This window comes from Saccharopolyspora sp. NFXS83 (assembly GCF_026241095.1).
Taxonomy (GTDB): Bacteria; Actinomycetota; Actinomycetes; order Mycobacteriales; family Pseudonocardiaceae; genus Saccharopolyspora_C.
The window spans coordinates 21,894-33,699 of sequence record NZ_JAPFGB010000021.1 but is presented as its reverse complement, the minus strand read 5'-3'; the positions used below and the strand labels follow the sequence as shown (position 1 = coordinate 33,699).

Annotated in this window: 13 protein-coding genes; 7 read left to right on the top strand and 6 right to left on the bottom strand. The window is 72.6% G+C overall.

All coding sequences use genetic code 11. The features are described 5' to 3' along the window. Positions 1–52: 52 nt before the first annotated feature. Positions 53–1,276 carry a Na+/H+ antiporter NhaA gene (gene nhaA / locus OOZ19_RS21620; RefSeq protein WP_266091967.1) on the top strand — a complete coding sequence of 408 codons (1,224 nt, stop codon included), beginning with the start codon at positions 53–55 and terminating at the stop codon, positions 1,274–1,276. A 72-nt stretch (positions 1,277–1,348) separates the two neighbouring features. Further along, positions 1,349–1,861, top strand: a complete 513-nt coding sequence (locus tag OOZ19_RS21615; protein WP_266091966.1) for a phage holin family protein — start codon at positions 1,349–1,351, stop codon at positions 1,859–1,861. Positions 1,862–1,994: 133 nt separating this feature from the next. On the opposite strand, the gene OOZ19_RS21610 is transcribed toward OOZ19_RS21615, so the two are convergent. The 4 genes from OOZ19_RS21610 to nth are packed head-to-tail and all read right to left on the bottom strand — an operon-like array spanning position 1,995 to position 5,315. Next, a complete protein-coding gene (locus OOZ19_RS21610) occupies positions 1,995–3,179 on the bottom strand; it encodes a MarP family serine protease (protein ID WP_266091965.1) in 1,185 nt (394 codons plus the stop codon). Between the two features lie 56 nt (positions 3,180–3,235). Then, a complete protein-coding gene (locus tag OOZ19_RS21605) occupies positions 3,236–3,931 on the bottom strand; it encodes an NUDIX hydrolase (RefSeq protein WP_266091964.1) in 696 nt (231 codons plus the stop codon). Next, positions 3,928–4,581, bottom strand: coding sequence for a TlpA family protein disulfide reductase (locus OOZ19_RS21600; protein ID WP_266091963.1), 654 nt, complete (start codon positions 4,579–4,581; stop codon positions 3,928–3,930). Before OOZ19_RS21600 ends, OOZ19_RS21605 begins: the two co-directional genes overlap by 4 nt. Next, positions 4,578–5,315 carry an endonuclease III gene (gene nth, locus OOZ19_RS21595; RefSeq protein ID WP_266091962.1) on the bottom strand — a complete coding sequence of 246 codons (738 nt, stop codon included), beginning with the start codon at positions 5,313–5,315 and terminating at the stop codon, positions 4,578–4,580. The genes OOZ19_RS21600 and nth overlap by 4 nt, the downstream gene beginning before the upstream one ends. Between nth and OOZ19_RS21590 the strand changes: the two genes are divergently transcribed. The 4 genes from OOZ19_RS21590 to OOZ19_RS21575 all read left to right on the top strand — a co-directional run bounded on the left by OOZ19_RS21590 (position 5,314) and on the right by OOZ19_RS21575 (position 8,686). Then, entirely contained in the window at positions 5,314–5,520 is a 207-nt protein-coding gene (locus tag OOZ19_RS21590) for a hypothetical protein (RefSeq protein WP_266091961.1), read from the top strand. The two genes, nth and OOZ19_RS21590, sit on opposite strands and share 2 nt — an antisense overlap. Positions 5,521–5,675: 155 nt before the next feature. Next, a complete protein-coding gene (locus OOZ19_RS21585) occupies positions 5,676–5,930 on the top strand; it encodes a hypothetical protein (RefSeq protein ID WP_029621632.1) in 255 nt (84 codons plus the stop codon). A gap of 93 nt (positions 5,931–6,023) precedes the next feature. Beyond that, a complete protein-coding gene (locus OOZ19_RS21580; protein ID WP_184483618.1) occupies positions 6,024–6,698 on the top strand; it encodes a Crp/Fnr family transcriptional regulator in 675 nt (224 codons plus the stop codon). A gap of 767 nt (positions 6,699–7,465) precedes the next feature. Continuing rightward, on the top strand, positions 7,466–8,686 hold the full coding sequence (locus OOZ19_RS21575; protein ID WP_266091960.1) for an MFS transporter: 1,221 nt from the start codon (positions 7,466–7,468) through the stop codon (positions 8,684–8,686). 341 nt (positions 8,687–9,027) lie between these two features. Here the strand turns inward: OOZ19_RS21575 and OOZ19_RS21570 are convergent, their stop codons facing one another. Together OOZ19_RS21570 and OOZ19_RS21565 are read right to left on the bottom strand one after the other, a co-directional pair. Then, positions 9,028–9,816 carry an MBL fold metallo-hydrolase gene (locus tag OOZ19_RS21570; protein ID WP_266091959.1) on the bottom strand — a complete coding sequence of 263 codons (789 nt, stop codon included), beginning with the start codon at positions 9,814–9,816 and terminating at the stop codon, positions 9,028–9,030. Between the two features lie 5 nt (positions 9,817–9,821). Continuing rightward, positions 9,822–10,661, bottom strand: coding sequence for an NUDIX hydrolase (locus tag OOZ19_RS21565; RefSeq protein WP_266091958.1), 840 nt, complete (start codon positions 10,659–10,661; stop codon positions 9,822–9,824). 148 nt (positions 10,662–10,809) lie between these two features. On the opposite strand from OOZ19_RS21565, the gene OOZ19_RS21560 reads away from it, so the two are divergent. Next, positions 10,810–11,700, top strand: coding sequence for a Gfo/Idh/MocA family protein (locus tag OOZ19_RS21560; protein ID WP_266091957.1), 891 nt, complete (start codon positions 10,810–10,812; stop codon positions 11,698–11,700). The last annotated feature ends 106 nt before the right edge of the window (positions 11,701–11,806 follow it).

The window sequence follows — 11,806 nt, the reverse complement described above, 5'->3', positions numbered from 1 at the left end:
GGGAAGTCTGGTCGGCGAGGCGTCAACGTGCTCGCGACCGGAAGGCTTACCGATGACCGAACCCGAATCCGACCCCGCCGCGCACGGCGGCACGGCGCGCGCCAAGGTCTTCGACTTCGCCGAGTACCTGCGCACCGAAACCGTCGGTGGCATGGTCCTGCTGGTCGCGACGGCCCTCGCGCTGATCGCGGCGAACTCCCCGATCAGCGGCCTCTACGAAGGCGTGCGGGACTTCCCGATCGGACCGCACGCGCTGCATCTCGACCTCACCGTCGGCGAGTGGGTCAAGGACGGGCTGCTGGCGATCTTCTTCTTCGTCGCCGGGCTCGAACTCAAGCGGGAGCTCGTCGTCGGGGAGCTCGCCGACCGCAAGACCGCGACGCTGCCCGTGCTGGCCGCGTTCGGCGGCATGGTCGTGCCCGCCGCGATGGCCTTCGCCATCGGGCACGGCGCACCGGGCGCGGACCAGGCGTGGGCGATCCCGGTGGCCACCGACATCGCGTTCGCGCTGGGCGTGCTGTCGCTGACCGGATCGGGGATGCCGACCGCGGCTCGGGTGTTCCTGCTCAGCCTCGCCGTCGTCGACGACCTCGGCGCCATCATCATCATCGCCGTGCTGTTCACCGACGGGCTGAGCGTGCTCGCGCTGCTCGCGGCGGTCGTGCTCTGCGCCGCCTACTGGTTCGCCCAGCGCAAGCGGATCACCACGCCCTTCCTCTACCTCCCGCTGGCGCTCGCCACCTGGGTCGCGGTGCACAGCAGCGGCATCCACGCCACCATCGCCGGGGTCGCGCTCGGGCTGCTCACCAGGGTGAGGACCGACCCGGACGAGACCGCCTCGCCGTCGATGCGGCTCGAACACCGGCTGCAGCCCTGGTCGGCGGGGCTGATCGTGCCGGTGTTCGCGTTCTTCGCCGCCGGGGTGCCGGTGAACGGCGAAGCGCTCGGCGCGCTGTTCCACGACCGGATCCCGATCGCCGTGATGGCCGGGTTGTTCTTCGGCAAGTTCATCGGGATCTTCGGCATCTCCTACCTCGCGGTGAAGCTCGGGCTCGGTTCCCGGCCCACCGGAGTCACCTGGCTGGACCTGTCGGCGCTGGCGATGCTCGGCGGCGTCGGTTTCACCGTGAGCCTGCTCATCGCCGAGCTGTCGCTGGCCGGGGACGCGGCCGAACGCGCCAAGACGGCCGTGCTCATCGCCTCCGCGCTCGCCTCGCTCGTCGCTTCCGCGATGCTGCTGCGGCGAGGCCGGAGGGCCGCCCGGGAGCTGAACTGAGCAGTCTCGGAGATCACTCACCGATAACACCCGAGGAGTCTCGCTCGGTCACGGTTCGGGCGGCGTGGCACGATGGCGGGCGTGAACAGCGCCCAGAAGAACCAGCAAGGCAGCAGCGACGGCGCAGCCTGGTCGGCCGTCACGTCCCTCCCGCTGTCCGAAGAGGGCACTGGCGCGGGCAGCGAGCAGTCGATCGGCGCCCTCGTGCGCGACGCGACCGCGCACCTGTCGACGCTGGTCCGCGCGGAGATCGAACTGGCGAAGGCCGAGGTCACCGGCGAGGTCAAGAAGGGCGTCAAAGGCAGCGTCTACTTCGTCCTCGCGCTGGCCGTGCTCGGCTTCAGCATGTTCTTCCTCTTCTTCACGCTCGCCGAAGGCCTCAACGCGCTGGGCATCTGGCGCTGGGCTTCCTTCGGGATCGTGTTCCTGCTGATGCTGCTCGTCGCCGGTCTGTTCGGCCTGCTCGGCTACCTGCGGGTGCGCAAGATCCGAGCGCCGAAGCGCACCATCGCGACGCTCAAGGACACCAAGCAGCTCACCCAGCGTCGCGGGCAGGACGCGGCCCAAGAGGCCATCACGAGCTAGTGCGAACCGCGACGTCCCGCGCGGACGTCGGACGAGTCGCCGTCAAGGCCAGGTGCACCCGGTGCGAACCGGGTCCCTGGCCTTTCGCGCGTCCACGGCGCGGAGTTCCGCCCGGAGCGACCGGCCGGACGGGTCAGCCGGTGCACTCGCCGGTGGGGACCGGCGTCGTCAACGACGAGGCCTCCGCGACCTCGTCGAACACCTCGTCCGCGGTCAGCGCGAAACCCGTCTCCGGGTCGTCCACCGCGGCGCCGAACACGACGCCCACCACATCGCCCTGCGGGTCGATCAGCGGACCGCCCGAGTTCCCGCTCTGCACCTTGCCGCGCACCGTGTACACGTCCCGCACCACGGTGTTCGCGTCGTAGATGTCCGGACCGCGCAGGTTGATGCGCTGGCGCAACCGGCCCGCGGACGCCGTGTACGGGCCGTCCAGCGGGTAGCCCAGCGCGATCACGCTGGCGCCGGGCGGTACCTCCGCCTGGTCCAGCGGCATCGCGTCCGCGTCCAGGTCCGGCACCGCCAGCACCGCGAGGTCGGTCGCCGGATCGAACATCACCACGTCCGCGGCGAACTCACCGCGGCCCACCTCGATCGCCACCCGATCCGTCCCGGCCACCACGTGGGCGTTCGTCATCACCCGGTTCGGGGCCACGACGAACCCGGTGCCCTCCAGCGCCCGCGCGCACGAGGCCGCGCGGCCCCGCACCTTCACCACGCTGGTCTGCGCGTTGCGCACCACGTCGCTGTCGGCCAGCGCCTGGTCCGGCGGGTCGATCGCGGCCACGGGCGTCTGCGAGAACGGCTCCAACGCGTCCGGGAACCCGCTCACGCCGAGCATCCGGCGCAACTCGTCCGGCAACGATTTCACCGCCGGCGGCATGACCGAGTCCACCTGGCTGAGCACCTGCGACCGGGTGATCGCCGACGCCAGCCCCGGCATCGCCGTGGCCGAGGTGAACGGCAGCGCCACCAGCCAGGCGACCACGAACACCGCCACGCACTGCAGCACCGCGCCCAGCACGTTGTCCACGCCGGTCAACTTCGGCGAGGTGATGCGGTCCCGCAGCTCCCGGCCCGCCCACATGCCGAAGGTCTCGCCGAACGCCACCAGCAGCACGACGATGCCCACGCCGAAACCGATCCGGGCCGGTTGGCTGTCCAAGCGCTCCAGCAGCAACGGCGCCACCCGCAGCCCCACGATCGCGCCGACGAACACCCCGAGGAACGAGAACAACGCGGTGACCAGGCCGTTGCGCGCGCCGGACACGGCGGCCAGCAACGCCAGCGCCACCACCAGCAGATCGACCCAGTTCACCGAACACCCTTCCTCCGCGTCCCGCCCCCTACCGGCACGACCCGATCAGCTCACCATCACCGGTCGAAGCCGACGTCGGCAGCCTCTTCCGCGGCCCGCCACGCCTCGTCCAACTCCAGCATCTCGGCACCCTCCCAGCTCTCGGACCAACCCCCGAGGTCGAGCACGCCGGACAGCAACGCGCCGGTGAACCCCCAGACCAGCATCCCCGGCACGAGGAAGGCGGGTCCCCGCCGCCCGTCCCGCAGCCCCACCAGGACCCGGTTCACCGGATCCGCCAGCCACGACAACGGCACCCGCGCCACCGCCCGAGTCTCCCCGAGATCGACCGGGGCCACCGGAGACGGTTCCCGCCAATGCGCGAGCACCGGTGTCACCCGGAAACCGCTGTGCGGCACGTGCAGCTCCGGCAGCGTCGCCAGCGGCCGGATGCCCGCGGGCAGCACGCCGACCTCCTCCTGCGCCTCGCGCAGGGCCGCATCGACCGGGCCGGCATCGGTGTCGTCGATCGAGCCGCCGGGGAACGCGACCTGGCCGGGGTGCGAGCTGAGCCCGTCCGCGCGGCGCAGCAGCAGGACGTCCGGGCCGTCCTCGTGCTCCCCGAACAAGATCAGGACCGCCGCCGGGCGGGCGCTGCGCGGGGGCCGCAGGCGCGGCCAGCCGAAATGCCCCTGGTCGATGTCGACGCTGCGCTGGACCAGCGGGCGCAGCCACTCCGGCGCGTCCGCTCCGTCGACCACGCGGTCCGTCACGACCGGCCTCCCAAGGTGCGGCGGACGGCGGCGTCGACCGCGTCCGCGGACTCGAACACCTCCGGCGGATCGATCCGCCGGACCTCACCGCCCGCGGTGATCACGAAGCTCGCGGGCAGCACGTTCGGCACCCGCAGCGCCGACCGCACCGCCCCGTCCGCGTCGTGCACGGCGGGGAACCGCACGCCGAGGTCGCGCAGCAGTTCCAGGCCGCCAGCCTCGTCGCTCTGCACCTGCACTCCCAGCACCGGGATCGAGCCGGGGCGCTCGGAGTAGGCCTGCAGCGCGGGCAGCTCGGTGCGGCACGGGCCGCACCAGGTCGCCCACACGTTGACCAGCGCGGGCCGTCCCGCGAGGGCGGCGCCGACGTCCACCGGGCGGCCGTCGGCCAGGCAGGTGCCGGTCGCCCCGGCCAGCTCCGCGGGTCCGCCGGGCTGCGGCGCCGGGCAGGGCTCGAGCCCGCCGCGCAGCGCCGGGTCGACCGGGGGCGCCGCGCGTTGCTCCGAGCCGGGAGGGCTCCCCGCCGGTCCACCACCGTCGCCGGAACCGCCCGGCCACAGCGCGATCACGGCCAGCCCCGCCAGCACCAGCACGACGACCGTCCACTGGATCTCGCGGCGGAACTCGCGCAGACCCCGCCACCGGCTCACGCGTCCGGCTCCTTCGCCGCGGCCTGCTCGACGGTCTTCTCGTCCAGCTCGTCGGCGACCCCGGCCAGCTCCAGCAGCCGCGGCGCCTCCGGGCCGCGGACCAGCTTCGCCGCCGCCCGCGGCTCCTCGGGGCCCGCGCCGAACGCCGGGCAGTCCTTCGCCAGCAGGCACGCGCCGCACGCGGGCTTGCGCGCGTGGCACACGCGGCGCCCGTGGAAGATCACGTAGTGCGAGAGCATCGTCCACTCCTTGCGGGGGATCAGCTCGCCGATCGCGTGCTCGACCTTGACCGGGTCCTCCTCCGCCGTCCAGCCCCAGCGGCGCACCAGCCGACCGAAGTGCGTGTCCACGGTGATGCCGGGGACGTCGAAGGCGTTGCCGAGGATCACGTTGGCGGTCTTGCGGCCGATGCCCGGCAGCTTCACCAGGTCCGCCAGCCGCGGCGGCACCTGCCCGCCGTGCTCGTCCACGAGCGCGGCGCCCAGGCCCATCAGGGAGTTCGCCTTGTTCCGGTAGAAGCCGGTGGAGCGGATCATCTCCTCCAGCTCGGTCCGGTCGGCGCCCGCGTAGTCGGCGGCCTCCGGGTAGCGCGCGAACAAGGCGGGGGTGACCTGGTTGACCCGCTTGTCCGTGCACTGCGCGGACAGGATGGTCGCCACCGCCAGTTGCAGCGGGTCACCGAAGTCGAGCTCGCAGTGCGCGTCCGGATAGGCTTCGGCGAGGGTGCGGACCATGCGCCGCGCCCGCCGGACCAACCCGGTCCGCGTCTCCGCGCGGGACGCGGCACGACGGGCCGCGGGCTTCGCCCGGCCGGGTGCCGAGGAGCGGCTCGCCGCCGCCCCACCGGTTGTTTCCGCTGGTCGGGCACGCGAAGAGCCGGTGTTCACCTTCCCGGCGACCGTGGTTCGGGTGGGCGCCGACCGGCCCGCCGAAGGCTGATGTGAGGATGATCGACCAGGCTGAGAACTGTCGTGGGCTGGCTCCGGCACTCCACCAGAGTACGGACCACGGCGACACCCGAACCCGACCCCATCGACGGGCAACCCACCCCCGGTTGCGTCCGTCTCGAAGGCATGAGCGAGGATTCAAGCATCATGACTGCCTGGTTCGTTATCGTCGTTCCGCTAGTGATCATGTTCTTCACGCTCTTCATGGAGCGCGTGGAGGCACGCTTGCGGCACGTCGCGGTGCAAGAGAACGAGGTTGAAGAGCTGCTGGAGAACGCCCGGCCGGACGAGGTCCGGGCGCTGTTCCGGCAGGGAATTGGACGTGCGCTGGAGCTGTTCCAGCTACGCAGGGTGGGACGCGCCGGCAAGCTGCGAACTCGCCGTTCCCGCGACCAGTCTTAAACTCAACTGGTAGTGATCGGCGGCACAGTCCGGTGCCCGCGCACGCGGGTGCCGCATCGAACGAGCCGCCGCGTCTCAACATGGAGGGACGAGGTGGACGAGACCCTTTCCCGCGCCGGAATCTTCCAGGGCGTGGAACCGGCCGCAGCGGAGGCGCTGACCCAATCGCTGGAACCGTCTGAGTTCCCGCGTGGACACGTGATCTTCGCCGAAGGCGAGCCGGGCGACCGGCTCTACATCATCCAGAACGGCAAGGTCAAGCTCGGGCGCAAGTCTCCGGACGGCCGCGAGAACCTGCTGGCGATCATGGGCCCGTCGGACATGTTCGGCGAGCTGTCCATCTTCGATCCGGGCCCGCGCACGTCGACGGCCACCACCGTGACCGAGGTGCGCGCGCTGACCATGGACCGCAGCGCGCTGCGGCAGTGGATCGGCACCCGGCCGGAGATCGCCGAGCAGCTGCTGCGGGTCGTCGCGCGCAGGCTGCGCCGGACCAACGGCATGCTCGCCGACCTGATCTTCACCGACGTGCCCGGTCGCGTCGCCAAGGCGCTGCTGCAGCTCGCGCAGCGCTTCGGCAGCCAGGAAGCGGGCCTGCTGCGGGTCACCCACGACCTCACGCAGGAAGAGATCGCGCAGTACGTCGGCGCCTCGCGGGAGACCGTGAACAAGGCGTTGGCCGACTTCGCGCACCGCGGCTGGCTGCGCCTGGAAGGCAAGAGCGTGCTGATCCTCGACCCGGAGCGGTTGGCCCGCCGCGCACGCTGAGCCCCCACGGCTCGCGCGTCGGCCGGTCCACCGACCGGTTCGTCGTAACGCGCGTCGCCTGATGGGTCCGCCTGAGTTCGGACCCATCAGCCGGCGCGCGTTTTCGCATGCCCGCATGCGGTCCGCGCCTCCCCGCCGGACGCCCTCCGCGCTCCTCGCGCACGCCGTGGGCGCCCGCGTTCCCATGCGGCCGATGAACGCCCCGCAGCGGACGGCGCAGCGCCGCACGGCGGCCCTGCGGCCTTCCCCGAGCCCGCTCGGCGGCAGCCGCGGAGCCGCGGAAGCAAGCGGCCGACGACGGACACGCCGGGTGACCACTCATGTAGGGGACGTTGTACCCGGTTTCTGCGGTGTGGTCCGGGGGCACACTGGTGTCACGAGGAACGACGGCGATCGGGAAAGAATTCACCGGCTCGTGCAACCGGACCTGAGGTCGCAACGTCTTACCTAGAGAAGGACTCGCATTCCAGCGGCGTCGCCCCCTCGCGGGACCTCCCCATCGGGGAGGGCGGCGAAGTCGCACAACAGCACGGACCACCTCCGGTACCGGGTTCGGGGCCGACGATCGGAGGGCAGGAAGGCGTGGTTGGTCGGGGGACGGGCCGCGCAAGCGAAAGGACTGGAGCGTCGCGTCGGGGGCGACGCCCCAGTCCTTTCGCATGTCAGCGGCCCTGGTCCCGGCCGGGCGCCCGGCCACCGCCGGTGGCGACGGAGAACACCATCAATTGACTTGGTACTTGCGTACCACTACGCGGATACTGGTACGCGTGTCCCATTCGATCACGCTGGCCGACTACCGAGCTGCGCTGCGCACACCAGGAGCCACCGCTCCCGTCCTGACCTCCCTGCTGGGGCGGCTGCCGATCGCCATGATCGGGCTGGCCCTGATGCTCTACGTGCAGAAGGAGACCGGCAGCTTCGCCATCGCCGGGCTCGTCTCGGCGGGCGAACTGGTCGGCGTCGCGTGCGGCTCGGTGGTGCAGAGCCGGGTGATCGACCGGATCGGGCCGAGCCGCCCAATGCTGGTGATGTCCGCGGCGCTCGCCCTGCTCACCGCCGCCGAGATCACCGCCATCGAGGCGGGCGCACCGGTCGCGGTGCTGACGGTGCTCGGGTTCGCCCTGGGCCTCAGCCAGCCGACGGTCGCCCCGGCCTCCCGGGCGCTGTGGTCGCAGCTCCTGCCCGCCGGGCCGGTCCGGGACGCCGCCTACTCGTACGAGGCGATCAGCATGGAGGTGTTCTTCATCCTGGGCCCCGGCCTGGCCGGGCTGCTGGTCGCCCTGCCGTGGCCCGGAACCGGCGTCGTCGCGGGCTCCGCCTGCATGATCATCGGCAGCCTCGGCTTCGCGGCGACGCCAGCGGCCCGCAGGCTCCGCCCGCAGCACACCGGGCCGCGCGGCGGGATGCTCGGCGCGTTCCGGGCGCCGGGGATGCGGACGGTGGCGCTGGCCGCGCTCGGCTTCGGCGTCCTCATCGGCTTCGTCGAGGTCGGCGTGCCCGCCTCCGCGGTGCAGGCCGGGGCGCCGAACGCGGGCGGCCTGCTGCTGAGCGCGCTGTCGGTGACGTCCGTGGTGTTCGGCGTGCTGTACGGGATGCGGCCCTGGCCGCGGCCGATGCACCTGCGGTTGCCCGCGCTGCTGCTGGGCTTCGCCGCGCTCGTCGCCCTGCTGGCGGTGCCGGAGTCGCTGTGGGGGCTGTGCTTCGCGCTGCTGCTGGCCGGATGCCTGATCACGCCGCAGTCGACGGCGCATTCGGTCGCGCTGGACCTCGCCGCGCCCGCGGGGACCGAGACGGAGGCGTTCGGCTGGGTGGTGACGGCGGTGACGCTGGGCTCGGCGGTCGGCCAGTCGGTCAGCGGCAGGCTCGTCGAGACGTCCGGACCCCCGACGGCGTTCGTCGTCGCCGGAGTGGTCGGCGCACTGCTGGCCGGCGGCCTGTGGCTGCGGCGCGGCACGCTGCTCCCCGCGCGCGAGGCCGCGCTGGTGTGACGTGACGCCCCGCCGCCCAGGGCGCCTCGGAGCCTGCCGGGCTCGTTGGTCGTTGTCTTGCCAGCGGCGGAGCCGCGGAGCGGGAACCCCCGAAGCGCCGGCACCGCAGCGGGTTCTCAGCGGCCTCCTCATGAGGACGGCGATTTCGCCGTGCAGGGGAGAACCGATCCCGCTGCGGGAGGCCGCTGAAAGCCTGTCCGCGCACTTGGTCTGCGTGGTTGCTCGCTCAGCGGAACGTCAGCGGCTCCGGCTGACAAGACACAGGACAAGACAAGTGCACGGACAGGCGCTGAGGTTCCGCCACCCGCACCGCCACGCGGCACACGAGCAACAACGGGCGGTCAGCGTTCGCCCAGTTCCGCGAGGTAGGTGAGCTGGGCTTCGACGCTCCACTCCGCGGCGGGCCACACCGCGGGGTCCACGTCGGCGTAGACGATCTCCACGACCTCCCGGGCGGTGACGCGCGGGCCGTTGTTCCGCACCACCTCGCGGATCTGGCCGAGCCGCTGCTCCCGGTGCGCCAGGTAGCCGGTCGCCGCCGCCGCGACGTCCGGCAGTTCCGGGCCGTGCCCCGGCAACGCCGGAACGCCCGCGGGCAACGCCGCCAAGGCGCGCAGCGTTGCCAGGTACGACCCCAGGTGCCCGTCCGGGTGGGCGACGACCGTGGTGCCCCGGCCCAGGATGCTGTCGCCGGTGAACACCGCCGACGCACCCTCGTGCTCGGCGCGGAAGCACACCGAATCCCTGGTGTGACCGGGGGTGGCGAGCACGGTGAGCGGCACTCCCGCAGCGTCGACGACCTCGCCGTCGGTGAGCGGTTCCGCCTCGGCGCACAGCTGCGGGTCCAGCGCCCGCACGGGGGCTCCGGTGCGGGCCGCCAGCTCCGCCACGCCCTCGGCGTGGTCGAAGTGGTGGTGGCTGAGCAGGATCAGCGACACCGGGCCGTGCTCGACGATCCGCTCCAGGTGCGCACCGTCGTCGGGGCCGGGGTCGAGCACGGCGCGGTCGTCTCCCGTGCCGATCAGCCAGGTGTTGGTGCCGTCCAGCGTCATCGGGCCCGGGTTGGCGGCGAGCAGCACCGAGGCGAACGGCGTCACCGGCCGCAGCTCGCCGTAAGCGGGGTGGGTCACGGGTCTCACTCCTCGTCCGGGTCGGCGCGGTACCCGGGATCGCCCGGCAGCACCACGCGCCACGCCCCGTCGCGGTGCACCAGTTGCGGCAGCACCTTGCCCAGCGGGCGCTCCAGTTCCAGCGCGGCGTCGACGCTGCCGCAGGCGCCGACCTCCGACAAGGTCACCCAGGTCGGCGGCAGCAGGCCGCAGCGCTGCTGCCGCCAGTCCCCCAGAGCGTCCCCGGGAGTGCGCCAGTACGCGTCCACGGCCTCCGTGGTGACGGCGTCGGCGCGCTGTCCGGCGGGCATCGCGGCCAGGAAGAACCGCGTGTCGTACCGGCGCGGTTCGGCTTCCGGAGTCACCCAGTTCGACCAGGGCCGCAGCAGGTCGGCGCGCAGCACCAGGCCCGAGTCGGCGAGGAACCCGGCCAGCGACAGCTCCTTGGAGACCAGCCTCGGCCGCGCGTCCGCGTACGGGCGGGTGTCGGCGACGACGGAGTCTGCGTCGGGTCCGGCCAGCAGGACACCCGATTCCTCGAACGTCTCGCGGACCGCCGCGCACACCAGGGCGCGGGCGGTCTCCTCGGAGCATTCGAAGCGCCGCGCCCACCACTGCGGCGGCGGGCCGCTCCAGGCCACCGAAGCGTCCGCGTCGCGGGGGTCCACGCCGCCGCCGGGGAAGACCGTCATGCCACCGGCGAACGGCATGTTCTGGACCCGGCGCTGCAGGAACACCTCCGGCCCGTGCGCGGAGTCGCGCAGCAGCACGACCGTCGCGGCGTCCTTCGGGGTCGCCGGGCGCTCGGGCCGCTCGGGAGGAACGAACTCGTCGGGCAGCGTGAGGTCCTCCGGCAGTCGCACCATGCCGGTCACCTTAAACCGAAGAACATTCGCGAACACCCCTGTGACCAAGATCAACAAATGGCTCGCGGTGCACCGTTTCCCCTGTCACCCGCCCACATCGCGGCCCCCACGGTCTGCGCGTTGATCGGGACACGGGGACGATGACCGCATGAGCGAAGCACTTCGGGTCGGGATCGTCGGAGCGGGGCCGTGGGCTAGGCGCGTCCACGCACCCGGCTTGCACGCGCACCCCGGAATGCGGCTGGCCGCCGTGTGGTCGCGGCGCCCCGACTCCGCGAAAGCGCTCGCCTACCAGTACGACGCGGACGTCGCCGACGGCTACGACTCGCTGCTGTCCGCCGTGGACGCCGTCGCGTTCGCCGCGCCACCGGCCGTGCAAGGCGAGCTGGCGGTCCGAGCGGCCCGCGAAGGCAAGCACCTGATCCTGGAGAAGCCGCTGGCCGGTGACGTGCCCGCCGCGGAGGCCGTGGCCACCGCAGTGCGCCAGAGCGGCGTGGCGGCCCTGCTGATGCTGACCCGCCGGTTCGCGCCCGAAGTCCGGGACTGGCTCACCGGGCTGGGACACCTCGGCGGCTGGACCGGCGGCACCGCGCAGTGGCTCGCGGGCGGGCTGCTCGCCGGGGACTACGCGGCGACGCCGTGGCGGCAGGAACGCACCGGGACGCTGCTGGACGCGGGCCCGCACGCGCTGGACCTGCTCGACGCGGCACTCGGCCGGATCAACCGGGTGCACCACGCCCGGCGGGACAAGTCGGACACCTGGCAGATGGCCTTCGAGCACGCCAGCGGCGCCAGCAGCACGCTCACCTTGTCGCTGCGCGTACCGGTGCAACCGGCGCTGATCGAGTTCACGCTGTACGGCGCGAACGGGAAGTCCCAGCTCACCGGCAGGCGCACCGCCGCGCACGAGTGCTACGCGCAGCTGCTCGACGAGTTCCTCGCGATGATCCGCTCCGGCCGCACCGCCCACCCCTGCGACGTCCGGCGCGGGCTGCACCTGCAACGAGTCCTGGACGGCGTCCAGCGGGCTGCGAGCTGACGTTCCCGGCCCGCTCTCGTGGCCGGGTGGCGGAACCTCAGCGTTCTCCTCGCTGCGGGATCACTTCTCCGAGCGGCTCGGCCACGCGCAGAAGTGCTGTCCTCGC